Annotated in this window: 22 protein-coding genes and 1 pseudogene; 16 read left to right on the top strand and 7 right to left on the bottom strand. The window is 73.1% G+C overall.

What is annotated here, in order from left to right:
• The first annotated feature begins 701 nt into the window (after positions 1–701).
• Positions 702–2,195 carry an FAD-binding oxidoreductase gene (locus ACXN5W_RS09065; RefSeq protein WP_473157731.1) on the top strand — a complete coding sequence of 498 codons (1,494 nt, stop codon included), beginning with the start codon at positions 702–704 and terminating at the stop codon, positions 2,193–2,195.
• Between the two features lie 70 nt (positions 2,196–2,265).
• On the opposite strand, the gene ACXN5W_RS09060 is transcribed toward ACXN5W_RS09065, so the two are convergent.
• Complete coding sequence (locus ACXN5W_RS09060) at positions 2,266–2,994, bottom strand: SDR family oxidoreductase (RefSeq protein ID WP_473157730.1); 729 nt, start codon at positions 2,992–2,994, stop codon at positions 2,266–2,268.
• A 238-nt stretch (positions 2,995–3,232) separates the two neighbouring features.
• Between ACXN5W_RS09060 and ACXN5W_RS09055 the strand changes: the two genes are divergently transcribed.
• Entirely contained in the window at positions 3,233–3,982 is a 750-nt protein-coding gene (locus ACXN5W_RS09055; RefSeq protein ID WP_473157729.1) for a hypothetical protein, read from the top strand.
• Between the two features lie 67 nt (positions 3,983–4,049).
• Here ACXN5W_RS09055 and cydB read toward each other — a convergent pair whose 3' ends face one another.
• Positions 4,050–5,048 carry a cytochrome d ubiquinol oxidase subunit II gene (cydB, locus tag ACXN5W_RS09050; RefSeq protein WP_473157728.1) on the bottom strand — a complete coding sequence of 333 codons (999 nt, stop codon included), beginning with the start codon at positions 5,046–5,048 and terminating at the stop codon, positions 4,050–4,052.
• A gap of 80 nt (positions 5,049–5,128) precedes the next feature.
• Complete coding sequence (locus ACXN5W_RS09045; protein ID WP_473157727.1) at positions 5,129–6,676, bottom strand: cytochrome ubiquinol oxidase subunit I; 1,548 nt, start codon at positions 6,674–6,676, stop codon at positions 5,129–5,131.
• A gap of 153 nt (positions 6,677–6,829) precedes the next feature.
• Here ACXN5W_RS09045 and ACXN5W_RS09040 point away from each other — a divergent pair, with 153 nt between their 5' ends.
• Positions 6,830–7,630, top strand: coding sequence for a lysophospholipid acyltransferase family protein (locus ACXN5W_RS09040; RefSeq protein WP_473157726.1), 801 nt, complete (start codon positions 6,830–6,832; stop codon positions 7,628–7,630).
• 109 nt (positions 7,631–7,739) lie between these two features.
• Here the strand turns inward: ACXN5W_RS09040 and ACXN5W_RS09035 are convergent, their stop codons facing one another.
• Positions 7,740–8,363: a LuxR family transcriptional regulator gene (locus tag ACXN5W_RS09035; protein ID WP_473157725.1), complete on the bottom strand. Its 624-nt coding sequence runs from the start codon at positions 8,361–8,363 to the stop codon at positions 7,740–7,742.
• A gap of 259 nt (positions 8,364–8,622) precedes the next feature.
• Between ACXN5W_RS09035 and ACXN5W_RS09030 the strand changes: the two genes are divergently transcribed.
• The 4 genes from ACXN5W_RS09030 (at position 8,623) to ACXN5W_RS09015 (ending at position 12,489) form a co-directional block, all read left to right on the top strand.
• Positions 8,623–9,399, top strand: coding sequence for a glycerophosphodiester phosphodiesterase family protein (locus ACXN5W_RS09030; protein ID WP_473157724.1), 777 nt, complete (start codon positions 8,623–8,625; stop codon positions 9,397–9,399).
• A gap of 39 nt (positions 9,400–9,438) precedes the next feature.
• On the top strand, positions 9,439–10,884 hold the full coding sequence (locus ACXN5W_RS09025; RefSeq protein WP_473157723.1) for an MFS transporter: 1,446 nt from the start codon (positions 9,439–9,441) through the stop codon (positions 10,882–10,884).
• A 78-nt stretch (positions 10,885–10,962) separates the two neighbouring features.
• On the top strand, positions 10,963–11,718 hold the full coding sequence (locus tag ACXN5W_RS09020) for a DinB family protein (RefSeq protein WP_473157722.1): 756 nt from the start codon (positions 10,963–10,965) through the stop codon (positions 11,716–11,718).
• A gap of 90 nt (positions 11,719–11,808) precedes the next feature.
• A complete protein-coding gene (locus ACXN5W_RS09015) occupies positions 11,809–12,489 on the top strand; it encodes a thymidine kinase (protein ID WP_473157840.1) in 681 nt (226 codons plus the stop codon).
• Positions 12,490–12,642: 153 nt separating this feature from the next.
• Here ACXN5W_RS09015 and ACXN5W_RS09010 read toward each other — a convergent pair whose 3' ends face one another.
• Positions 12,643–13,104 carry an Rv0361 family membrane protein gene (locus tag ACXN5W_RS09010; protein ID WP_473157721.1) on the bottom strand — a complete coding sequence of 154 codons (462 nt, stop codon included), beginning with the start codon at positions 13,102–13,104 and terminating at the stop codon, positions 12,643–12,645.
• A 65-nt stretch (positions 13,105–13,169) separates the two neighbouring features.
• On the opposite strand from ACXN5W_RS09010, the pseudogene ACXN5W_RS09005 reads away from it, so the two are divergent.
• The 5 genes and pseudogenes from ACXN5W_RS09005 to ACXN5W_RS08985 form a co-directional block, all read left to right on the top strand.
• Positions 13,170–13,349 (top strand): annotated as a pseudogene (locus ACXN5W_RS09005) (GntR family transcriptional regulator); the annotation flags it as partial.
• A 78-nt stretch (positions 13,350–13,427) separates the two neighbouring features.
• On the top strand, positions 13,428–13,556 hold the full coding sequence (locus ACXN5W_RS09000) for a hypothetical protein (RefSeq protein WP_473157720.1): 129 nt from the start codon (positions 13,428–13,430) through the stop codon (positions 13,554–13,556).
• Positions 13,557–13,709: 153 nt separating this feature from the next.
• Positions 13,710–15,416, top strand: a complete 1,707-nt coding sequence (locus tag ACXN5W_RS08995) for an acyl-CoA dehydrogenase family protein (RefSeq protein ID WP_473157719.1) — start codon at positions 13,710–13,712, stop codon at positions 15,414–15,416.
• Between the two features lie 344 nt (positions 15,417–15,760).
• Positions 15,761–16,138 carry a DUF1622 domain-containing protein gene (locus ACXN5W_RS08990; protein ID WP_473157839.1) on the top strand — a complete coding sequence of 126 codons (378 nt, stop codon included), beginning with the start codon at positions 15,761–15,763 and terminating at the stop codon, positions 16,136–16,138.
• A complete protein-coding gene (locus ACXN5W_RS08985) occupies positions 16,126–16,404 on the top strand; it encodes a hypothetical protein (RefSeq protein ID WP_473157718.1) in 279 nt (92 codons plus the stop codon). Before ACXN5W_RS08990 ends, ACXN5W_RS08985 begins: the two co-directional genes overlap by 13 nt.
• Here the strand turns inward: ACXN5W_RS08985 and ACXN5W_RS08980 are convergent.
• Positions 16,396–17,115, bottom strand: a complete 720-nt coding sequence (locus ACXN5W_RS08980) for a MerR family transcriptional regulator (protein ID WP_473157717.1) — start codon at positions 17,113–17,115, stop codon at positions 16,396–16,398. The genes ACXN5W_RS08985 and ACXN5W_RS08980 overlap by 9 nt on opposite strands.
• A gap of 83 nt (positions 17,116–17,198) precedes the next feature.
• On the opposite strand from ACXN5W_RS08980, the gene ACXN5W_RS08975 reads away from it, so the two are divergent.
• Entirely contained in the window at positions 17,199–18,791 is a 1,593-nt protein-coding gene (locus ACXN5W_RS08975; protein WP_473157716.1) for a DUF6194 family protein, read from the top strand.
• Positions 18,792–18,853: 62 nt separating this feature from the next.
• On the opposite strand, the gene ACXN5W_RS08970 is transcribed toward ACXN5W_RS08975, so the two are convergent.
• On the bottom strand, positions 18,854–19,930 hold the full coding sequence (locus tag ACXN5W_RS08970; RefSeq protein WP_473157715.1) for a tyrosine-type recombinase/integrase: 1,077 nt from the start codon (positions 19,928–19,930) through the stop codon (positions 18,854–18,856).
• 127 nt (positions 19,931–20,057) lie between these two features.
• On the opposite strand from ACXN5W_RS08970, the gene ACXN5W_RS08965 reads away from it, so the two are divergent.
• The 3 genes from ACXN5W_RS08965 to ACXN5W_RS08955 all read left to right on the top strand — a co-directional run bounded on the left by ACXN5W_RS08965 (position 20,058) and on the right by ACXN5W_RS08955 (position 23,114).
• Positions 20,058–21,125, top strand: coding sequence for a MerR family transcriptional regulator (locus tag ACXN5W_RS08965; protein WP_473157714.1), 1,068 nt, complete (start codon positions 20,058–20,060; stop codon positions 21,123–21,125).
• A gap of 77 nt (positions 21,126–21,202) precedes the next feature.
• Positions 21,203–22,612, top strand: coding sequence for an MFS transporter (locus ACXN5W_RS08960; RefSeq protein WP_473157713.1), 1,410 nt, complete (start codon positions 21,203–21,205; stop codon positions 22,610–22,612).
• A gap of 73 nt (positions 22,613–22,685) precedes the next feature.
• A complete protein-coding gene (locus tag ACXN5W_RS08955) occupies positions 22,686–23,114 on the top strand; it encodes an Hsp20/alpha crystallin family protein (RefSeq protein ID WP_473157712.1) in 429 nt (142 codons plus the stop codon).
• Positions 23,115–23,212 lie beyond the last annotated feature (98 nt).

The following is a 23,212-nucleotide window of genomic DNA, read 5'->3' as shown; positions in this document are numbered from 1 at the left end:
ACGCCCGGCTGGTCCGATGCCGAGTTCGTGGTGCGGCCGAGATCGGACCGCCGGCCTTCCCGGGGCCGATCTGCTCGACGCCGTCCTCGCCGTACCGGCGGCGCGCTGACATGACGACCGCGCGCACCGTCGACGATGCGCGCGGTCGTCATGGGCGGGGCACGACCGACTGGGCTCGGCGCGGCACCCCATCTTCTCAAGTTGACATAATGTAGATTATCGAACATGCAGCCGGTGCCGCCGGTACGACGAACGGACGGCCACCGCGACCGAGCCGATGGCGATGGGGATGGGGATCGTCGGACTGTGCAGACTTCTTGTCGCCGGGACGACACCAAGTCTGCACAGTTCATCCGCCCCGCCTCTCCTGTCCGACGGACGCGGGCGGCGCGGCACACCATCTGGAACATGTCTGACCGCGGTTCCGATCGACCCGGGACAGGTCGCGCAGGCCGAGTACCGGCGCTCGCCCGTGAAAACGCCGCCCATGAAACGCCGCTGGCCCCCGGTGTACCAGGGTCCGGTGAGGCGAAAGAGGCCGAGGCGGGCGGAAGTCTGGGCGTATCACCCGACCGGGTACCCACGGGGCGGAGCCGGATCTGTGAGGACGTTTCCGGTATTAGCGTGAGTTAACGCCACCGGACGGGACAACGGTCCCCTTCGTCGAACAGTGGCGCAACCCGCTCGAAAGGATGTGGACCATGCACGACCTTTCCCGTCGTGAACTGCTCAAGGCGACGGCCGTTGGCGCCGGGGTGGTCGTTCTCCCAGGTGTCGCGGCCAGCGGTTCGGACTGGCGACCCGACGGTGCCGACCCGTACTCGGGCGAGGAGAGTCCGCCGGCGAAGTTGACCGGCCGGATCGTCTACCCCGAGGACCCGGGGTACGCGAGCGCGAGCCTCGGCTGGGACGAACTGTTCGTCCGTTATCCGCTGGTCATCGTGTTCGCCCAGGAGACCCAGGACGTGGTCAACGCCCTCACCTGGGCGCGTCAGCACAATGTCGCGCTGCGGGTGCGCAGCGGCCGGCACAGTCTCGAAGGCTGGTCGAATGTGGACAACGGCCTCGTGATCGACGTCAGTGAACTGAAGTCGGTCCACGTCGACGAGGCGACGTCGATTGCGACGGTCGGTGCCGGGCTCAACCAGTTGGAGGCGGTGACCACGCTTTCCGACCATGGTCTGGCGGTGACGACCGGGACGGAGGGCAGCGTGGGCCTGTCCGGGGCGACCCTCGGGGGTGGCTTCGGTTTCCTCACCCGCTACCTCGGCATGGCCTGCGACAGCCTGGTACGGGTGGAGATCGTCGTGGCGTCCGGTGTCAACGGCGCACGGGCGATCGAGGTGGACCTGCGGAACCACTCGGACCTGCTCTGGGCGCTGCGTGGGGCGGGCAACGGAAACTTCGGGATCGTCACCTCGCTCACCTACCAGGCGACGCCGCTGCGGAGCGTCGCCTACCTGCAGGTGACCTGGGAGGGTCTCGACGACCTGGAGGAGATTTTCGACAGGTGGCAGCGGATCGCGCCGTTCGCCGACAACCGCCTGGGTACCCAGGTTGAGATCCACAAGTCTCAGATCCTGCTGTTCGGGGTGCTCGCGGAGGGTTCGGAGGCGGAGGCGCGGGAGTTGCTGGAGCCGATCCTGTCGGTCGGTGAACCGGAGGTGACGGTGCAGATCGGGGACTGGGGCGAGGTGTATTCCGGGTTCCAGATCCCGACCGAGGATGAGCCCGGGAAGTGGAAGTTCTTCTCGCAGTTCGCGGTTCGGCCCTTCCCCCGGGAGGCGATCGGGGTGGTCCGCGCGTTCATGGAGAACGCCCCGACGGATGACAGCAACTTCTTCACCCAGGCGTTCGGTTCGGGCGCTCAGGCGCGGGAGCCTCGCGGTGGTTCGGCGTTCCCGCACCGCGATGCGCTGTTCTATGCGGAACCGGGCGTCGGTTGGGGTACCCGTGGCGAGCCGGACAGTGGCGACGCCACCACCCCGATCGCGCAGGCGTGGATCGCCGAGTTCAGCCTGGCGTTGCGACCGTATGTGGACGGGGCCTACGTGAACGTGCCGAACATCGGGATGGCGGAGTGGGAGACCGCGTACTGGGGTTCCAACTTCGAGCGGTTGCGCCGGATCAAGGCGAGGTACGACCCGTGCAACGTCTTCCAGTACGAGCAGAGCATCCCGCCGGCGTCGTACTGACCGGGGGGTTCTCCCCCGGGTCGGGCCGGATGGTCCCGGCGGTGGGTGTGGTGGGTTGGCCGGCGGTCTATTACAGGCCGCCGGCGACCCGTAGGACGGCGCCGGTGGCGTACGACGATTCGGGGCCGAGCAGCCAGGCGATGGCGGCGGCGATCTCGTCGGCGGTGCCGGCGCGGCCCATCGGGATCCGGCCGGCGGCGCTGGTGGCCCGGTCGGGGGCGCCGGAGCCGGTGTGGAATCCGGTGTCGATGATGCCGGGTGCGACGGCGTTGACCCGGATGCCGCGGGGGGCGAGTTCCTTGGCGAGGCCGATGGTGAGGGTGTCGGTGGCGGCCTTGGTGGCGGCGTAGTGGACGTATTCGCCGGGGCTGCCGAGGGTGGCGGCGCCGGATGAGATGTTGACGATGGCCGCGCCGGTGCTCATGCGTCGGGCGGCCTGTTGGGCGCACAGGATGTAGCCGATGAGGTTGGTGTCGACGACGCGGCGTAGGTCGTCGGGGTCGAGGTCGACGAACGGGCCGATCTGGCTGGCGACGCCGGCGTTGTTGACCAGTCCGGTCAGTTCCCCCAGGTCGGCGGCGGCGTCGAACAGTCGTACGACGTCGGTGGGGTCGCTGGTGTCGGCGGCCACGGTGGTCCCCCGGCGGCCGGCGGCGCGCACGTCGGCGAGTACGGCGTTGGCGGCGTCGTGGTCGCGGTGGTAGCCGAGCACGATGTCGTGGCCGGCGGTGGCGAGCCGGCGGGCGGTGGCGGCGCCGATGCCTCGGCTGGCTCCGGTGATCACGGTGACCGGACTCATTGGACCTCTCCCCTGGTTCGGTGTCCTGGTCGCCGCCGACCATACCGTCGGGTTGCGGTGGTCGGCGGCGATGCGGGTCACAGCTGGCCGGGGTGGTGGTGGCCTCAGGTTGTGGTGGGTCGTGGGCCCGGGTGGGCGTACGCTGTCGCGGCGCGGGCGGGTGTCGGCGTGCGGAGTGTCGGGCGGTCCTGGTAGGAAGGTATCCGTACTGATACAGGTGTACGAAAGAGGGGTTCTGATGGCCGCCGCGCGTACCACGGCCCAGGGTTTGGCGCCCGAGGAGTTGCAGCACATCCGGGACACGCTCGCCACCGGGCGTAAGCCGAGGGTGATGTTCACCGAGTCGGCGGGGCAGATCGCCGGCCAGCTGGGTCAGGTGGTGGAGTTGACCGATCCGGCGGTGTCGGACGACTGGTTGGTGGTGCGGTTCGGCCGGGACGAGTTGCCGTTCTCCCCCACCGATCTGTCCCTGCCGCCCAAGGGTGGCAGCCGGCGGGCCGAGTCGAAGTCGCCGGAGCAGAAGTCGCCCGAGCCGGCGGTGGTGCCGGAGCCCAGGCCGGAGCCGGAGTTCATGGTGACCCGTGAGCCGGTGCCGTCGGCCCGGAAGAATCCGACGCAGGTGAAGGAGACCCCGGTGGCCGAGGCGGATTCGACGACGACGGTGGGCGCGGAGGCCAAGCCGGCGCGGCGGGCCGGGCGGGCGGCCCGGCCGAAGGCACCGGCGGGGCTGACGGTGACCCTGGCGTACGCCGAGGGCGAGTGGACGGTGGCCGCGGCGCAGGGCAGCAAGGCGTTGGCGAAGCCGTACGTGGTGAAGCCGGCGGAGGCGTTGCGGATGGTGGCCCTGGTGGACGTGCCGGGGGTGCGGGAGGCGGTGGAGCAGATCATGGCCGTCGAGCGGACGGAGGCGGAGCAGCAGGCCGAGAAGCTGCGGGCGGAGTTGGCGGAGATCGAGGCGCGGTTGGCCGAGTTGCGCGACGCTGGCTGAGCGCCGGGCAGGGACTGGATGAGTGCGCCCGGGCGATGGGTCTGCTCGACTCAGTGTTCCGGTCGACTCAGTGTTCCGGGATGTGTCCGACGCCGATCCGCCGGCGGAACACCCAGTAGGTCCAGCCCTGGTAGGCCAGCACGAGCGGGGTGAAGACGACGGCCACCCAGGTCATGATTTTCAGGGTGTAGGGGCCGGAGGCGGCGTTGTGCACGGTGAGGGTGCCGGCGGGATCCGCGGTGGAGGGCAGGACGTCGGGGTACAGGCTGCTGAACAGGGTGGCCACGGTCAGCGCGATGGCGGTGGCGGTGCCGGCGAAGGCCCAGCCCTCGCGGCGTCGCCGGGCGGCGACGAGGGCGCCGAGCAGGGCGAGGGTCGCGGCGGTGGCCAGGACGGCGGGGGTGGCGCCGGGGCGTAGGCCCACGGTCCAGGCCAGGAATCCGGCGGTGAGGAGCACGGCGGTGGCGCCGAGGCGTACGGCGAGCCGGCCGGCCCGGGTCCGGATGTCGCCGGTGGTCTTGAGGGCGAGGAAGACGGCGCCGTGGGCGAGGAACAGTGCCGCGGTGCTCAGGCCGCCGAGCAGCGCGTACGGGGTGAGCAGGTCGGTCAGGCCGCCGGCGTAGTCGCTGTCGGCGGCCAGGGGCACGCCGTGGACGATGTTGGCGAGGGTGACGCCCCACAGCAGGGCCGGGATGGTCGAGCCGACGACGATGACGGTGTCCCAGCGGTGTTTCCAGGTGGCTTCGGGGCGCTTGTGGCGGTATTCGAAGGCGACGCCGCGGCCGATGAGGGCGAGCAGGATGAGCAGCAGCGGCAGGTAGAAGCCGGAGAAGAGGGTGGCGTACCAGGCGGGGAAGGCGGCGAACATGGCGCCGGCGGCGGTGATGAGCCAGACCTCGTTGCCGTCCCAGACGGGTCCGATGGTGTTGATGAGTACCCGGCGTTCCCGGTCGTCGCGGCCGAGTACCGGCAGGAGGGCGCCGACGCCGAAGTCGAATCCTTCGAGGACGAAGTATCCGGTGAACAGCACGGCGATCAGCAGGAACCAGATGGTGGGCAGGTTCACGGCGTCAGCTCCTCCGGCGCGGTGGGTCGGACGGTCGGGGGTTCGGGGTCGGGGGTTCGGGGTCGGGCGGTCGGTGGCGGTCAGTAGGCGAAGGCGAGGGGCCGGTCGGCGTCGTCGCGGTCGTCGGGTGGGGTGGGGGCCGGTTGGGCGGGTTCGGGTAGACCGGCGCGGGCGTACCGGATGATCAGCTTGACCTCGACGGCGGCGAGGATGGCGTAGATCAGGGTGAACGCGGCGAACGAGGTGAGCACTTCGGCGAGGCCGACGCTGCGGGAGACGCCGTCGCGGGTGAGCATCTCGCCGAACACGACCCAGGGTTGGCGGCCCATCTCGGTGAAGATCCAGCCGAAGATGTTGGCCGCGAGGGGCAGCAGCGGCATGACCAGGCCGGCGCGGGCCAGCCAGCGGTTGCCGGGGGTACGGCCGCGGCGGTGGGCCCACAGCACCCACAGGGCGATCGCGGCGGCGGCCATGCCGAGGCCGATCATGAAGCGGAAGCTCCAGTAGGTGACGGGGATGACCGGGGTGTAGCTGCCGGCGCCGTACTGGGCGGTGTACTGGTTCTGCAGGTCGTCGATGCCGCGGACCTGGCCGTGCGGGTCGCCGGTGCCGAGGAACGACAGCAGGTACGGGATCTTGAGGGCGAACACCTCGCGGCTGCCGTCGAGGCTGCCGATGGTGAGTACGGAGAACGAGGCGGGTTGTTCGGTGCGGTAGAGGGCCTCGGCGGCGGCCATCTTCATGGGCTGCACCTCGGTCATGATCTTGCCCTGGATGTCGCCGGTGATCAGGACGGCGCCGGCGGCGAGCAGGGTGACGAGCGCGCCGAACCGGGCGGCGAACCGGTAGGCCCGCCGGTCGGCGTCCCGGTCCTGGGTGTCGTCGCCGTCCTGGCCGTCGGCCCGGTCGGTGTCCCCGGCCCGGTCGGTTTCCTGGGTCGGGCCGGTGTCCCGGTCGGGGTGGGTCGGGGCGTCGTGTGCCGGGACGGGCTCGGTCCCCCGCTGGTGGGTGAGGTGCCACATTGCGACGGCGACCATGAGGGAGCCGGCGACCAGGAACGCGCCGGCGAGGGTGTGCGGGAACGTGATCAGGGCGACCTTGTTGGTCAGCACGGCCCAGATGTCGGTGAGGTGGGCGCGGCCGGTGACGGGGTCGACGCGGTAGCCGACGGGGTGCTGCATCCACGAGTTGGCGGCGAGGATGAAGTAGGCGCTGAGGGTGGTGCCGATGGCGGCGGCCCAGATGGTGGCCAGGTGGACCCGGCGGGGCAGCCGGTCCCAGCCGAAGATCCACAGGCCGAGGAAGGTGGATTCGAGGAAGAACGCGAGCAGCGCCTCCATGGCCAGGGGTGCGCCGAAGACGTCTCCGACGAAGCGCGAGTAGTCCGACCAGTTCATCCCGAACTGGAACTCCTGCACGATGCCGGTGACGACACCCATCGCGAAGTTGATCAGGAAGAGTTTGCCGTAGAGGTGGGTGAGGCGCAGGTACCGCTGGTCGTCGGTGCGGTGCCACAGGGTCTGGAGGATGGCCACCAGGGTGGACAGGCCGATGGTGAGCGGGACGAACAGGAAGTGGTAGACGGTGGTGACACCGAACTGCCACCGGGCGACATCGAACGCGTCCACGGGTGACCCCCTCCGGTCTACGACGACCCGTAGTAAATACTACTGGTCGTCGTAGAAATCCGGTCTCCGGTACGACGTGCCCTCGACCACACCCCACGGCCCGGCGCTGCCCCCGTCCACGGTCGGGGCCGACTGTGCGACGATCGACCGCTGATGGACACCCCCACCACCCCGTGGCGCCCACCCCGGATCTGGCGCTTCCTCCTGACCCTGGCCCGCGTCGTCATCACCCCGGTCGCGCGGCTACGGGTCACCGGAGACGTGCCACCGGCGCTGCGCGCCGGACCGCTGATCCTGGCCGCGAACCACATCAGCCCGATCGACCCGGTGATCCTCACCGCCGCCTGCCGGACCCGCCGGGTCGCGCCCCGGATCCTCGCCACCGGCGGGCTGTTCCGGGCCCCGGTCGTGGGTGCCGCGATGCGGGCCAGCGGGCACATCCGGGTCGACCGGCGCACCGCCACCGCCGCCCACGCGCTGCGGGACGCCGCCACGGCGGTCGCCGCCGGCTCGGTCGTGCTGGTCTACCCGGAGGGCCGGATCGGACTGGACCCCGGCATGTGGCCGGAACGGGGTCGTACCGGCGCCGCGCGGCTCGCCCTCGCCTCCGGCGCCACGGTCATCCCGGTGGCGCAGTGGGGGGCGCACGAGGTGGCCCCGTACGGCGCCCCGCGCGGGTTGTTGCGGGCGCTGGCCCGGGCCGCCGCCCGTCGGCCGGTGGTGCGGGTGTGTTTCGGCGAGCCGGTTGTGCTGGGCGACCTCGACCCGGCCGCGCCCGGTGCCGCGGTGCGGGCCACCGAGCGGATCATCGACGCCCTCACCGACACCCTCGCGCCGCTGCGTCCCGACGAACCGGACCGGCCCCGGTACGTCGACCGTAGCCGGCCGGTGGACACCAGCCGGACGCACCGACGCCGCCGTACCGACCCGCCGGCCCCGTCGGCGCGGGCCTGAGGCGACCCATGGCCGGCCCCGGACCGCTCGACCCGGCCGGGCCCGGTGGCGGAAACGCGGCCGGCCGGTCGAGCGGGGCCGCTCGGGAGGGCCGGGTGACCGGGGCCGCTCAGGAGGGGCGGGGTGGCCGCTGCCGCACGTAGATCCGTACCGCGTCGCGGGTGGTGCGCACCCCCAGCAGGTGCCGCACCTGCGCGATCCGCCGGTTCGCGGTGCGCAGCGACAGGAACTCCGCGGCCGCCGCCGCGGCGATCGTCTCCCCGTTCGCCAGCCGGTTCAGCAACGCCCGCTGTTCCGGCACCAACCGGTCCAGCAGCACCGCCGGGTCGGTCGCCGCGGGACGGTGCAGCGTCGACGCGCCGCCCGGTTGCGTCGGGATCCGGCCCGGCTGGCCGTCGGACGCGGACCGGTCGGCCAGTCCCAGGCGTACCGGACCCCAGCGGCGCAGCGCGGCCACCAGGGCCCGCCCGAGCGGGGTGCCCGGGTCCAGCACGGCCAGCACCGACCCGCCCCGGGCGGCCACCCGGACCACCAGGTCGGCCGCCCGGGCGTCCACGACGGAGCCGTACCGCGGCGCCGCCGGGTCGACCGGGCCGAGGACGGCGAACCCGCGGGCCGGCCGGTAGCCGGCCCGTTCCAGCACGGCCAGGGCGACGACGGCCTCCGACGCCGTACCCACCACCCAGCGCACCACCGGCGGCCCCGTCGGGCCCGAGCCGTTCGGGCCCGTCACGGGATCCCCACCGGGCCGGGCCCCCCGCGCGGTGTGACTCGCGCGCCGGACCGGAACGGCCACCACCGGGTACACGGTCCCACCGCAAACACGAGCGGCACCTGCCCCTCCGCGACGCCGGCCGCCATCCCGACGGCCGCACCTGCCTCCGCAGGGGAGGATAGAACGGTGAAGCCCCTGGTCACGGGCGCCGCACCGATGCCCGGACGTTGGTGTCGGAGTTACCCGCCGGTCACCGGGGCGGGGCATACTGCCCGGGATGAACCGCTTCCCCTACCTGGACGCCCCCGCCCCGCTGGCCTTCGCGCACCGCGGGGGCGCGGCCCACGGTGACGAGAACACCGCCGAGGCGTTCGCCCGGGCGATCGCCCTGGGTTACCGGTACGTCGAGACCGACGTGCACGCCACCGCCGACGGCGTACCGGTGATCTTCCACGACGCGACGCTGGAACGGCTCACCGGCGAACGGGGACGGATCGCCGCGATGCGCTGGGCGGACCTGTCGAGCGTCCGGGTCGGGGGCGCGGCGGCGGTCCCCCGCCTCGACGAGGTGCTCGGCGCCTGGCCGGAGGTGCGGTTCAACATCGACGTCAAGGCCGACACCGGGGTGGGACCGACGGTGGCCGGCGTCGAACGGGTCGGCGCCGCCGACCGGGTGCTGCTGGCCTCGTTCAGCGACGCGCGGCTGCGCCGGCTGCGCGCGATGGCCGGGCCGAAGGTCGCCACCTCGCTGGGCATGCGGGAGGTGACCCGGCTACGGCTGGCCTCGCTGACCGGGCGCCGACTGGTGCTGCCCCCGTCGGTGGTGGCCGCCCAGGTCCCGGTGCGGTACGGGCGGATCCGGGTGGTCGACCGGCGGTTCGTGGCGTACGCGCACCGGCTGGGGTTGCAGGTGCACGTCTGGACGATCGACGAGCCGGCCGAGATGAGGGACTTACTCGACCTGGGAGTTGATGGCATCATGACCGATCGCGTCGACGTGCTCCGCGAGACGTACCGCAGCCGCGGTCACTGGCCGGCCGACCCGCAGCAGTAGGGGCGTCGGGCGGTGACCGCCCAGCCGGAGGGACCCGCCGTGGCCAGCAGCGCCGACACCGCCGACGAACCCAGTGCCGTACCCGCCGGCGGGGCCGGCCCGGCGGCCGGCGGTGGGTCGGGGGACGGTCCCGCGCCGTCGGCGAGCGGCCGCCGGGAACGGACCGGCTGGTACTTCTACGACTGGGCCAACTCGGCGTTCCAGACCACGGTCATCACCGTGTTCCTCGGCCCGTTCCTCACCACGGTCGCCGAGTCGGCCGCCGGCTGCGGGCTGGGCGCCGAGCACTGCGACGGGTACGTCCACCCGCTGGGCATCAAGGTGGCGGCCGGCTCCTACTACCCGTACCTGATCTCCCTGTCGGTCTTCCTCACCGTGTTCGTGCTGCCGGTGATGGGCGCGGTGGCCGACCGGTCGATGCACAAGAAGCGGCTGCTGGCCGGTGCGGCGTTCACCGGCGCCGCCGCGACGGTCGGGTTCGCGTTCGTCACCGGCGAGCGGTACCTGCTCGGCGGCGCGCTGTTCCTGGTGGCGAACATCGCGTTCGGCGCCGCGATCGTGGTGTACAACTCGTTCCTGCCGCAGTTGGCCGCCCCCGACGAGCGGGACGCCGTCTCCAGTCGCGGCTGGGCGCTGGGGTACCTGGGCGGCGGGTTGCTGCTCGCGGTCAACCTCGTGGCGGTGACGGTGCTGCGCCGCGACGGCGACCCGCAGCGCACCCTGGACCTGGCCCGCTGGTCGATCGTGTCGGCCGGGGTGTGGTGGGCGCTGTTCACGCTGGTGCCGTTGCGGTGGCTGCGGGACCGGCCGGCGCCCGGGGCGACCCCCGGGGGCAACGTGCTGACCGACGGGTTCCGGCAGCTCGGCCGGACCCTGCGGGAGGTGAAGGCGTACCCGCTGACGCTGTTCTTCCTGCTGGCGTTCCTGGTCTACAACGACGGCATCCAGACCGTCATCACGCTGGCCAGCCAGTACGGCACCGAGGAACTGCGGCTGACCCAGTCCACGCTGATCGTGACGATCCTGCTGGTGCAGTTCCTGGCGTTCGGTGGTGCGCTGGCGCTGGGCGCCCTGGCCCGCCGGATCGGGGCGTGGAAGACCGTGCTGATCAGCCTGGTGCTGTGGACGGTGGTGGTGCTGGCCGCGTTCCGGTTGCCCGCCGGTGCGCCCCTGCCGTTCATGGCGCTCGGCGCCGCCATCGGGCTGGTGCTGGGTGGCAGCCAGGCGTTGAGCCGGTCGTTGTTCAGCCAGCTCATCCCCCAGGGTCGGGAGGGCGAGTACTACGGCTTCTACGAGATCAGCGACAAGGGCACCAGTTGGCTCGGGCCGCTGGCCTTCGGGCTGGTGTTCCAGCTGACCAGCAGCTACCGGGTCGGACTGGTGTCACTGTTGATCTTCTTCGTGGTCGGGTTCGGTCTGCTGCTGGCCGTGCCGATGCGCCGGGCCGTGGTGGCCGCCGGCAACACCCCGCCCCGGCTGCTCTGAAACCGGACGCCCGCCACCCGGGCCGCGAGCCGAGGTGGCGGGCATGCGCGGGTGGGCCGGCTGCGGCAGACTGCTGCGATGCCTGCCGAGTACACCCAGACCGACCAGTTCCGGGATGCCCGCATCCACCTGTGCGACCTCGCTGGCCTCGAGATCCGCGACTGCGAGGTCAGCCGCCTGAAGATCGTCGACTGCTACGGCGGCGACGTCCACCTCGGCGGTGACTTCGAGCGTCTGGTCGTCAACGACGTCGACGTGACCGCCTACGTCGAGGCCGAACTCGACCGGCGGCATCCCGTGCGGGCGCTGGCCCGGGACGCCGCGTCCCCCGCCGACTACCGGGCCGCCTGGGCGGCCGTCGAGACGCTGTGGGCGGCGACGATCGAGCGGGCCAGGCGGCTGCCCGAAGCCAGGCTGCACGAGCGGGTCGACGGCGAGTGGTCGCTGGTCGAGACCCAACGGCACCTGCTGTTCGCCGCCGACGCCTGGCTGGGCAACGCGGTGCTGGAGGAGGCCGCGCCGTACCACCGGTTGGGCTTCCCCGCCGGCGGGATGCCGCCCGAGGCGTCGGCGAAGCTCGGCCTCACCCTCGACGCCACCCCGACCCTCGACGAGGTGCTCGGACCGCGACTGGCCCGGATGGCCACGATGCGCCAGGTCGTCGACGGGCTCACCGAGGCCGAACTCGACCGGGTCTGCCGGCGCAGGCCGGCGGACCCGTACCCCGACCAGGAGTACGTGGTGCGCCGCTGTCTCAAGGTGGTGCTCAAGGAGGAGGCCGAGCATCACCGGTACGCGGTGCGGGATCTGGCGGTGCTCGAGACCCGTACCTGACCGAACCGGCCCGGACACCCGGGGCCGGTGGTGGGCCATCGGTTAGGCTGCCCGACCGTGACCGACGACTCCGCCCTCGCCCCCATCTGCCTGGCCCACCCCGGCGCCGCCGCCGGGCCGGAGCACGCGGGTTGTGTCCCGGAGCGCCACGACGGGCGACCGTTGCACGCCGCGGCGCTCAAGTTCTTCTGGGGACCGATGGACTGTGGCAAGTCGACGATGGCGTTGCAGATGAACTACAACCACGCCCGGCAGGGCCGCCGGGGACTCGTGCTCACCCGCATCGACCGCTCGCTCGGCCCCCGGATCACCTCCCGGATCGGCATCGCCCACGACGCCATCGAGGTCACCGACGACCTGGACCTGGTGGCGCTGGTGCGGGGCCGCCGGTCCGAGGGCACCCGGGTCGACTACCTGATCTGCGACGAGGCCAGCTTCTACACCGTCGCGCACGTCGAACAGATGGCCGAGCTGGTCGACGCGTACGACGTGGACGTGTTCGCGTTCGGGCTGGCCACCGACTTCCGGTCCTGCCTGTTCCCGGCGGCGCAGCGGTTGTTCGAGCTGGCCGACGAGGTGACCCGGATCCAGATCGAGGTGCTGTGCTGGTGCGGCCGGGAGGGCCTGCTCAACGCCCGCGTGGTCGACGGCGCCGTGGTCCGCGAGGGTGAACAGGTCGTCATCGGCGACACCGTGGACTCGGCCCGGGTGCGCTACCAGGTGCTGTGCCGGCGGCACCACCGCACCGGCGACCTCGGCCCGACGCGCTGACCACCGTCCCGGGCCCCGACGTGGCACGCTGGCCCGGCGCCGCAGCCCCCGACGCGGCGCGGCGCCGCAGCCCCCGACGCGGCGCGCTGAGCTGTCGCCGCGGGCCCCGGCCCGGCGTCACCGCGGGTTTCGGACCGCGCGGGCACCGGGCGGTCAGATCGGCGTGTCGCCGCAGACCCGCCAGGTGGCCCGGTCCCGGACCACCACCAGGGTGTGCCGCTCCACCGCGCCGCTGCGCCGCACCAGCCGGACCACCACCTCGCCCCGGGGGTCGCCGTTCTTCGTGGCGACCCTGACCCGCTCCAGCGTGTACCGCAGCACCGCCTCCGGTCCGGTGGCCCGGCGGACGAACTCGCCCCGGGTCCACCGGTCCCGGGTGGCCGGGCACAACTCGTCGTAGGCGTGGCCGGCGTTGCCCGCCGACACGTCCCGGAGGAACCCGTCCGCCGCGGTCCGCACCGGGCCGTCGGTGCCGCGCAGCGCCTGGAAGTTCCACACCCCGAGCCCGGCCGCCCCGACGCAGCACACCAGCAGCACCACCGCGGTTGACCCGAGCGCGATCCGCAGCGTCCGCCGGCGCCGGGTCGGGCGGCCCGCGTCGACCTGGTAGGCCATGCCCACCAACCGTAGGGATCCCGCGGCCGTGCCGCAGCCGAAGCGGGCCACCGGCCGGTTGGTAGATTCGGCCGATCATCACGTTACGCATCGACCCCGACTCCCCGGTCCCGCCGTTCGAGCAGGTCCGGGCGGGGATCACCGCGCTGGCCGCCGAGGGCACCCTGCCGGCCGGCAGTCGGCTGCCACCGGTACGGGAACTCGCCGGGGAACTCGGGCTGGCCGTCAACACGGTCGCTCGCGCGTACCGCGAACTGGAACGAGCCGGCCTGGTCGACACCCGTGGCCGGCACGGCAGCTTCGTCACGGCCCGGGCCGCCGGGGTGTCCGAGGAGGCCCGCCGGTTGGCCGCCGACTACGCCGCCCGCAGCCGGACCCTCGGCGTGCCGCCCCGGCAGGCCCTGGACCTGGTCCGGGCCGCCCTGGACCTCGACGAACCCGCCGCCGGCTGAGCCGCCGCGCGCGTCCCGACCGGTCCGGCCCGGGTGGGCCGCCGAGCCGGTCCGGATCCCGCGTCCGGCGAAAACCGCGCCGCTGGCCCCTCTGCCGGCGGCTGCCCATCGGCTACGGTCGGCGCATCCGCCACCCTTCCCGCTGGAGGCGACATGACCCGGTTCGTGCAGCCCGCGCCGACCCCCCTCGACCCGTACGCCGATGACCGGCTGCTCACCGGCTGGCTGGAGCGGCACCTCGGCGCCGCCGGGCTGGACGCCGCGAAGGGCCGGCTGGTGGCGTTGGCCGCCGACGTGGTCGGGCCGCTGCGGGCCGCGCACGCCGACGCCGAGGCGCACCCGCCGGCCCTGGTCCGGTACGACCCGTGGGGCGGGCGGGTCGACCGGATCGACACCTCCGCCGGCTGGCGGACGCTGCGGGCCGCCGCCGCCCGGCACGCCGTGGTGGCCCTGCCCTACCTGGCGGAGGCGCGCGGCACGTGGGGCGCCGCCGCCCGGGTCGTGCAGCACGCCCTGCTGCATCTGTACGGGCCGGAGTCGGCCACCTTCTCCTGCCCGGTGGCGATGGCCGACGGCGCTGCGGCGCTGCTCAGCCTGCCCGACGTGGACCGCGGAGTGCGGGACGCCTGGCTGCCCCGGCTGGTGTCCACCGACCCCGACACCGCGATCACCAGCGGGCAGTGGATGACCGAGTCGCAGGGCGGTTCGGACCTGGCCCGCTCCGACACCCTCGGTCGGGCCGCCGGGGACGGGTCGTGGCGGCTGACCGGTGAGAAGTGGTTCTGCTCGGCCGCCGACTCGGCGATGGCGGTCGCGCTGGCCCGGCCGGCGGGCGCCGGTCCGGGCAGCCGGGTCCTCGCGCCGTTCCTGGTCCCCCGGTACGCCGCCGACTCCCCGCTCGCGGCCGACGGCACCGACCCGGCCTCCCCCGCGCCCGGGGTCCGGGTCCACCGGCTCAAGGACAAGCTCGGCACGCGGGCGCTGCCCACCGCCGAGATCGGCCTGGACGGCGCGTACGCGCTGCCGCTGGGTGACCCCGCGCGGCCCGGCCTGGTGCGGGCCATGACGCTGGTGGTGGTGACCCGGCTGCACAACGCCGCCGCCGCGGCCGGTGGGATGCGCCGCGGGCTGGACCTGGCCCGCGCGTACGCCGACGCCCGGCAGGTCGGCGGCGGCGCCCTGGCCGAGTCGCCGCTGCACCGCGCCACCCTGGCCACCCTGGCGGTCGACGCGGCCGGGGCCTTCGTCCTCGCCGGGCACGCGTTCGCGCTGCTGGGCCGGGTCGAGGTCGGCTCCGACCCGGCCGCCGCGACCGAACTGCGTCTCGTCGCGCCGCTGGCGAAGCTGGCCACCGGGCGGCTCGCGGTCAGTTCCGCCAGCGAGTACGTGGAGAGTTTCGGTGGCGCCGGCTACGTCGAGGACACCGGGGTGCCCCGGCTGCTGCGCGACGCGCAGGTCCTGCCGATCTGGGAGGGCACCACCAACGTGCTGGCCCTGGACGTGCTGCGTGCCGTGGTCCGCGAGGACGCGGCGCCGGCCCTGTTGACCCGGCTGGACGCCGCGTCCGACGCGGCGCGCCCGCTGCACCCGACACTGGCCGACACCCTCGCCGGCACCGCCACCGAACTGCGGTCGGCGCTGGCCGAGGTGACCGCCGACCCGACCGGGCCGGCCGTACTGGCCGGGGCGCGGGGGTTGGCGCTGCGGATGGCGTACGCGCTGACCGCCGCACTGTTGGTCGAGCAGGCCGTCTGGGGTGACGAGCTGGCCGAGGTGGCCGCCCGGCTGTGGGCCCGGCGTTGGCTGCGCGGTGAGGACATCGCGGTGGACGCCCACCGGCACTCCGACCTGCTGCGGTGAACCGCGGTGGCCGGGAGGCGGCGGTGAACCGTGGTGGCCGGGAGACGGCGGTGAACCGCGGTGGCCGGGAGACGGCGGTGAACCGCGGTGGCCGGGAGACGGCCACCGCGTGATCGGCTGTGCCCGCGGCCAGGACGGATCAGCGGCATTTCGACGGATCATTCGGTTTGTCATGTTAGGAATAGATGCCTCATATGCCGCCTTTCTGATGCCGGGGCTCACCGTCTGCCGCCTCACGGCGCAGCGAAGCTACAGATGTGGGAGACGCCGTGCGTCTGGACGCTGCTGTTATCGCCGGACCAGCCCCCACCATCGGCGCGGAGCCCATCGGCGCCGAGCCGCTGATGTCATTCGTCGATGTCTTGGTCAGGGTCGTGGAGGCGGCGGGTGCCGCGATCATCTTCACCGGCGCGTCGATCGCATTTCTGCAGTTCCTGATCGCCGCTGTCCGAGACCGCCGCTCCACCGCCTTCACGCCCGTCCGGCTGGGCCTTGGCCGTTACCTCGTGCTCGGCATCGAATTCCAGCTCGCCTCCGACATCCTGCGGACCGCGGTTGCGCCCACCCTGCGAGAGATCTCGACGCTCGCGGCCACAGCGGCGATCCGGACCGCGCTGAACTTCGTCCTCGCCCGGGAGTCCCGACAGGAGCGCATGGAACTGGAGTCGTCCGGCGCCGGTACCGACGACCACGCTGACCAGCCGAGTCGGTGGCGATCCTGAACGTCGTGCTCAACTACGTGGCGATGCTCTGCGTGGTGGCCGGGTTCATCACCGGCGGCGTCGTGCTGTTCCGTGTTCGCGCAGGACGGTTGGCGCTGCAGGTGGGAGTGGAATTCTGGATCGCGGCCGGGCTCGTACGGCTGGCGCTGCGACCCGGATGGCAGCCGATACTCGGCGCGGCGGCCATTCTGGCCATTCGGCAGCTCATCGGCGCCAGCCTGAGGTTGGGCCGGAACGAGGATCAACATCCGAGCGCATCAGGATGAGGGGGACTCGTCGCGGTGAGTACGCTCGATGAAGGAGAGGTAGTCCGCGAGGCGGGCGGATCCGATGAGCATCGCGCGGCCGCGGGCTGTGAGCCGTTCCCGCCACTGGTCGATCGAGGCGGCCAGTGGGCCGGGCCCACCGGCGGCGTGAACCTGCCCGATCACGGTCGCGATGTGCGCCAGCAGGTAGCCGCCGCGGCGCAGCAGATGGGCGAGTTCGGCGTCGCGCACGTCATCGGGTGAATAGGACCGCGCGGTCCGTGACCGGGCCGGGGCCAGGATGCCGACGCGTTCCCACTTGCGCAGGGTGGCCGGGGTGACACCGAGCCGGCGGGCGAGGACACCGACCGAAACAGGCCCATCCGGACCTGGTGCGGTCGGCGTGCAGGACGCCAGCACGACAGCCGCCGAAGCGACCCGGTCCACGGTCCCCCGGTCGCGTTGAAGCTGCACATGGGCGGTGTCGATCACGGCCAAGGCCGTCGGGAGGTCGCCGAGAAGAACCGACCTCATGATCTCGCCGGCCGCGCGGTACCCGTACCCGGGGACAAGCGCGACGTAGGCGGCCAGCGCGCCGCCATGATCGTCGGTGTAGACCCGGTAACCGCTCGCCGTCCGCGCGGCCGGCGGGATCACCCCGGCCCGCTCGTAGTTGCGGACCGCCTGCGCGGACAGTCCATGTGCCCGCGCCAAATCCACCGGCCTGTACACCCCGTTTTTAAACTTCACCGGGATCTACTCCACCTCAGTTCAGTCAAAGTTTCAACCGCTGGTTCAACGATACGGTTGAGGTCATGGCTTTCGACACCGAGTTGCAGTCCCTCATCGCCGCACGCCGGCCGCACCTGCTCGCGATCGGCGAGCCTTACCACGGCGAACCGGCATTCCCTCGCCTGCGCAACCGGATCCTCGAAACACTCGCCGGGCACGGCTTCCGGTCGATCGCGATCGAGTCGGACCGGGCGGCCGGCCTCGCCGTTGACGACTACGTGCAAGGCCGGCGCGACGACGTGGACCTGACCACCGGCATCAGTCACGGCTGGGGCGCACACCCGGCCACCCGCGAACTGATCGACTGGCTGCGCGCCCACAACGAGAAGCTGCCGCCCGCAGAGCGCATCACCTTCCACGGTTTCGACGCTCCCACCGAGATCACCGGCGCTCCCAGCCCCGGCCCAATCCTGCGTGAGTTGCGCGAATACCTCGGCATACCAGCGCCCGACCTGGACCGCCTGGTCGGCGACGAGGGCCGCTGGAGCGCACCGGAAATCATGTTCGACGCGACGCGATCTCCCGGCCGGTCACCGGAGGCTGCCGCGCTGCGCGGCCTCGCCGAAGATTTCCGCGTGCAGCTGTACGCCGAAGCGCCCCGCCTCATCAAAGACACGTCCACGCAGTCCTGGAACCGAGCCAGAGTGCTCGCCACCACCGCCATCGGCCTGCTCGCCTACCATGCCGCGATGGCCGAACCGGGCACCCAGTCGCAGCGGATCGGCCGCCTGCTCGCGGTGCGGGACGCGCTCATGGCGCAGAACCTGCTCGACATCCTCGCCCACGAGCGGGACCGCGGGCCGACTCTGGTGTCGGCCAACAACGCCCACCTGCAACGGCACCCCAGCCTGTGGGACACCCACTGGGAGGGCCAAGATCTGGTCGCACAGTGGAACGGCGCCGGCTCGATCGTGTCGCCGCTGCTCGGGGACAAGTACATGTACGTGGCCGGCAGTCTCGGGGCGAGCGGGCCGGTCGGCCTCGGCCAACCGGAGCCAGGCACCTACGAGGAGCGCCTCGGCCCGGAGACCGGGCTCTTCCCCCCTCCGGCCGACGGCGATCTGCGCGAACGCGGGACGGACCTGCTCGGATACTCCCCGCTGGACACAGCCACGATCGAGACCTGCGACGCGATCCTGCACATCGGCTCCTCGCCCGGCGCGGCCGACGCAGCCCGGATCGCCGGCCTTCCCGGGGTGACCGAGACCCGGATCGAGCCGGGTTCCGACATGCCGCCCTACACCTGGGGCGACCGGTTCTTCTTCGCCGGAGAAGATCGGATGCGGCCTTTCGCCACGATCGTCCTGCACGACGTCCCGGACTTCGACGAGCGGTCCCGCTTGTCCGAGCCCGGACGGTACCGGCTCAACATCGAGGTGGGGCGCGCCGAGTTCCGGAACCTGTTCGGCTACGGCCCGGAGGAATTCGCCGCACACAGCGACAAACTCGACTTCGCGGAGGCAGACCGGCTGATGCCACATCCGGCCTACGCCGTGCAGGGCTGGGCGAGCGTGGTCAACCCAGGCCCAGCCACCGCGGACGAGGTGATCCGACTGGTGGCACAGGCACGTTCCCGCAGCGCCGACCGCGAGCACCGCAGCAGCCGGCGTCCGTAGCCGAGCTGGACCCTTGGGGCCCCATCATCTCGGCCTCGGTCCCGCGCCCGGCGGAGCGGGGATCACCCCGGTCCGGGCGTGCCGTCGTGGCCGCGCTGGGCGCGGGCGGCCCAGATCGCGTACGCCGGGTCGCGGTCCAGGTTGTGCCGGTCCCGGTCGTAGCGGCGGGTGGTACGCGGATCGGCGTGCCCCATGGCATCCTGCACATCCTCCAGCGCCACCCCCTCGGCCCGGGCGGCGGTGGCGAACGCGTGCCGCAGCGAGTGCGGCGACAGCCGTGCCCAGGCCGGGATGCCGGCGTCCCGGGCCAGCCGGCGCACCAGGCGGAACACCGCGTGCCGGTCCAGTCGGGCGCCGCTGGCGGTGACCAGCAGCGGGCCGGTGATCCGGTCCATCGGCACCCCCTCGGCGGCGGCCCGGGCGGCGAGGTAGTCGTCGATCGCCCGCGCCGCGGCCGGGCTGAGGGCCCGGCGCCGGGGCCGGCCGCCCTTGCCGACGAACCGGACACTGCGATGACCGCGCTCCCGGCCCAGATCGGTCACGTCCAACGCCACCAGCTCACCCACCCGCAGCCCCAGGTCGGCCAGCAGGGTCACCGCGACCCGGGTGCGGTCCGCGGTGACCCCGGTGGCCGACCTGGCCGCGGCCAGCAGCGCGTCGACCTCCGGCGGGGTCAGGCCAACGGTGGCCGAGTGGTCCCGGTCGACGTGCGGGCGGTCGGCGCCGCTCACCGGGTTGGCCTCGACCGCCCGCAGCCGCACCAGGAAGGCGTACCAACTGGACAGCGCGGACAACTTGCGGGCCACGGTGGCCGCCGACAACGCCCGGCCGCCGGCCGCGCCGGACGAGCCTGAATCGCCGGGCCGGCGCTCGGCCGCCCCACTCCGCGGCTGCGATCGCGCGCCGGCGGGTGACTCCAGCTGCCGGGCGTACGTGTTGACGTCGAGGAACGAGGCCCGCAGCGGGTCCAGGTCCCGGCCGGCGCACCAGGCCAACCAGCCGGCCACGTCGCCCCGGTACGCGGTGCGGGTGTGCTCGGACAGCCGCCGGTTGCGCAGCCAGGCATCGGTGAAGTCCAGGGCCGCGGCGGGCTGGTCGAGGGCGGTACGGTCCCGGGCGGACAGGGCGGATCCGGACATGCGAGAAAGATTTCCAGGTCGAGGGCCGGGACCGAAGCCGACGCGCCCGGGTCGCTTTACCTTTCCCCAGGGGGAAGCCGCAGGATCTGTCCTGCCGGCCGTGCGCGCCGGAGACCGGAGGAACGCGGTGGGGCTGCTGACGATCGGGGCGTTCGCCCGGGCCACCCGGCTGTCGCCGAAGGCCCTGCGGCTGTACGACGAGCTGGGCCTGCTGCGCCCGGCCGTGGTCGACGAGGGGTCCGGCTACCGCAGGTACGACCCCCGGCAGGCGGAACGGGCCCGGCTGATCGCCTGGCTACGGCGCCTCGGCATGCCCCTGGCCCGGATCCGGGAGGTCTGCGACGCCCCGCCCCGGCAGGCGGCCCGGCTCGTGGCCGACTACTGGACTCAGGTCCAGGCCGAAACGGCGGCGCGGGGTCGGCTGGCCCGGATGCTCGTGGCGCACCTGTCCGAGCCGGGCGGTCAGGAACCGGATCGGCCGCTCGGGATCCGGTACGCGGCCCGGTCGGCCGCCGGGTTGGTCCGGACCAGCAACGAGGACGCCGCGTACGCCGGCGGCCGGTTGCTGGCGGTCGCCGACGGGATGCGCGGACCGGGCGGGGACCGGGCCAGTGCCGCCGCCATCGACGCGCTGAAACCGTTGGAGACCGTCGAGGTGCCCGAGGGCGATCTGCTCGGCGCGCTGGCCGACGCGGTCGAGGCGGCCCGGCGGGCCGTCCGGGACGTCGCCGGGTCGGTTCCCTCGGGTGAGGCGGCCACCACGCTCACCGCGATGGTCTGGTCGGGTTCGCGGCTCGCGCTCGCGCACATCGGCGACACCCGCGCCTATCTGCTGCGCGACGGCGGGTTGTTCCAGCTCACCGCCGACCACACCCAGGTGCAGACCCTGGTGGACAGCGGTCGGCTCACCCCGGCGGAGGCGGCATCGCACCCGCAGCGGGCGTTGCTGGCGCGGGCGCTGACCGGGACCGGCGGCGGCGAACCCGACCTGTCGACGCACCCGGTGCTGCCCGGCGACCGGTGGCTGCTGTGCACCGACGGGCTGTCGGCGGTGGTCCCGGCGGAGGCGCTGCGGACCGTGTTGACCGACGCCGCCGAGCCCGGGCGGGCGATCGGCGAACTGGTGGCGCTGGCCTACGCGGCGGGCGCCCCGGACAACATCGCGGCCGTCGTCGCCGACGTGGTGCCCGAGTGACGGAAAGGAAGGGCCCCTTCTTATCGCTTTCCGATGTACAAGGGTCCCCTGTTAACGCGCCACGGCGGGCACCTCGGGTGCGGGCGCTCGGCGCGTACACGCTGGATCGGCGTCCGCTCGCGGTGCCGGCGTTCCGCCGGATGTGGCTGGCCTCGGCGGTCGCCGCGGTCGGCGGGTCGTTCTCGGCGGTGGCCGTACCCACCGAGTTGTTCAACCGGACCGGGTCGTCGGCGGCGGTGGCCGCCGCGGCGGCGGTGGCGTTCGGCGCGCTGGTCGTGGCGGCCCTGTGGGCCGGCGCGCTCGCCGACCGGATCGACCGGCGACGGGTGCTGCTGGCCGGACACACCGTGCTGGGGGTGACCTATCTGGGACTGTGGGCCCAGGCGACGCTCGGCGTCCGCCCGATCGGGACCCTGCTGGTGCTGGTCGCCGGGCAGGGTTTCGGCCTCGGCGCGGTGCTGGCCACGGGCGGTGCGGTGGTGCCCCGGCTGGTGCCCACCGACCTGCTGCCGGCCGCGAACAGCCTCAGTTCGCTGGTCCGGTACGCCGGCTCGGTGCTCGGCCCGCTGCTGGCTGGCGCGTTGATTCCGCTGGTCGGGCTGGGCACGCTGTACCTGTGCGACGCCGCCGCCCTGCTCGCCGTGCTGACCGCGGTGTGGCGGCTGCCGCCGATCCCGCCGGCGTCGACCGTGCTCGCGCCCAAGCCGCCGGTCCGGCCCGGGTCGGCGTACGACGGCCGCGTGCCGGCGGGTGGCGTCGCACCCCCGGGCCGTGGCCGGACCGGTCGGCGGACCGGCACGGTACGACAGGTGTGCACCGGTTTCCGCTATCTGTTCGGCAATCGGCTGCTGGTGGCGGTACTCGGCGTGGATCTGGTGGCCATGGTGTGCGGGATGCCGGTGGCGGTCTTCCCGGAACTGGCCGAGCGCGGGTACGGCGGACCGGCCGGCGGCGGGATCGGACTGGGCCTGCTCTACGCGGCCTACCCGGCGGGGGTGTTCGCGGCGGGAGTGCTGTCGGGCACCTTCACCCGATCCCGCCGGCACGGGGCGCTGCTGCTCGGCGCCGCCCAGGTCTGGGGGGTGACCGTGCTGGTCCTCGGACTGGCGCCGCGACTGGCGGTCGGGCTGGTCGCGCTGGCGGCCGGCGGTGCGGTCAACGCGGTCCTCAGCGCCGTCCGCAACGCGATCACGCAGGCGCACACCGACGACGCACTGCGGGGTCGGATCCAGGGCTCGCTCACGGTGGTGCTGATGGGAGGCCCGCAGTTGGCGAACGTGTTGCACGGCGCCGGGGCGGCGTCGTGGGGGCCACGCTGGACTGTGGCGGTCGGGGGCGTACTCACGGTGGTCGCAGTGGCGGTGATCGCCTGGCGGGTGCCCGAGCTGTGGCGCTACGTCCCCGCTTCGGAGGTGCTCACCGAACCCCCTCGGGTGCTCGGTGAACCGCCGCGCGGAGGAGTTGACGGGCGGGTCCGGGCGAGGTAAACAGGAAGAGGAAGTTGAGTCAAGGGGACTCAACTCAAGGTTTCGACACGTGGAAGATCGAGGAGGCTCAACGATGTTGATGCGTACCGATCCCTTCCGCGAGATGGACCGGCTCGCGGAGCAGTTCTTCGGCACGGCCAGCCGCCCGGCCGTGATGCACCTGGACGCCTACCGGGACGGCGGGTACTTCTACGCCGCGTTCGACCTGCCCGGCGTCGACCCGGACAGCATCGACTGCACGGTCGAGCGCAACGTGCTCACCGTGCGGGCCGAGCGGCGCCGGCCGGCGGGCGACAAAGTGGAACTGGTCGCGGCGGAACGGCCGATGGGGGTCTTCACCCGGCAACTGTTCCTGGGCGACACCCTCGACGCGGACAATCTGGAGGCCGGATACGAGAACGGGGTGCTCACCCTGCGTATCCCGGTCGCCGAGCGGGCCAAGCCGCGCAAGGTCGCCGTCACCACCCGGACCAACGGCCAGCGGCAGGAGATCAACGCCTGATCCGGTGTCGGGGGGGGGGGGGGGGGGGGGGGGGGGGGGGGGGGGAAGGGGAGGGGGAGGGGGGGGGGGGGACGGGGGTGGACGAGCGGGAGGACCCA

Source organism: Plantactinospora sp. A48 (genome assembly GCF_055793945.1).
The sequence above is the reverse complement of the archived record's forward strand: the minus strand, read 5'-3'. Positions and strand labels throughout refer to the sequence as shown.

Coding starts and splice junctions, on each gene's coding strand:
- ACXN5W_RS09065 (WP_473157731.1), top strand. CDS start 702: ATGCACGACCTTTCCCGTCGTGAACTGCTCAAGGCGACGGCCGTTGGC.
- ACXN5W_RS09060 (WP_473157730.1), bottom strand. CDS start 2,994: ATGAGTCCGGTCACCGTGATCACCGGAGCCAGCCGAGGCATCGGCGCC.
- ACXN5W_RS09055 (WP_473157729.1), top strand. CDS start 3,233: ATGGCCGCCGCGCGTACCACGGCCCAGGGTTTGGCGCCCGAGGAGTTG.
- ACXN5W_RS09040 (WP_473157726.1), top strand. CDS start 6,830: ATGGACACCCCCACCACCCCGTGGCGCCCACCCCGGATCTGGCGCTTC.
- ACXN5W_RS09030 (WP_473157724.1), top strand. CDS start 8,623: ATGAACCGCTTCCCCTACCTGGACGCCCCCGCCCCGCTGGCCTTCGCG.
- ACXN5W_RS09020 (WP_473157722.1), top strand. CDS start 10,963: ATGCCTGCCGAGTACACCCAGACCGACCAGTTCCGGGATGCCCGCATC.
- ACXN5W_RS09010 (WP_473157721.1), bottom strand. CDS start 13,104: ATGGCCTACCAGGTCGACGCGGGCCGCCCGACCCGGCGCCGGCGGACG.
- ACXN5W_RS08995 (WP_473157719.1), top strand. CDS start 13,710: ATGACCCGGTTCGTGCAGCCCGCGCCGACCCCCCTCGACCCGTACGCC.
- ACXN5W_RS08990 (WP_473157839.1), top strand. CDS start 15,761: ATGTCATTCGTCGATGTCTTGGTCAGGGTCGTGGAGGCGGCGGGTGCC.
- ACXN5W_RS08975 (WP_473157716.1), top strand. CDS start 17,199: ATGGCTTTCGACACCGAGTTGCAGTCCCTCATCGCCGCACGCCGGCCG.
- ACXN5W_RS08970 (WP_473157715.1), bottom strand. CDS start 19,930: ATGTCCGGATCCGCCCTGTCCGCCCGGGACCGTACCGCCCTCGACCAG.
- ACXN5W_RS08955 (WP_473157712.1), top strand. CDS start 22,686: ATGTTGATGCGTACCGATCCCTTCCGCGAGATGGACCGGCTCGCGGAG.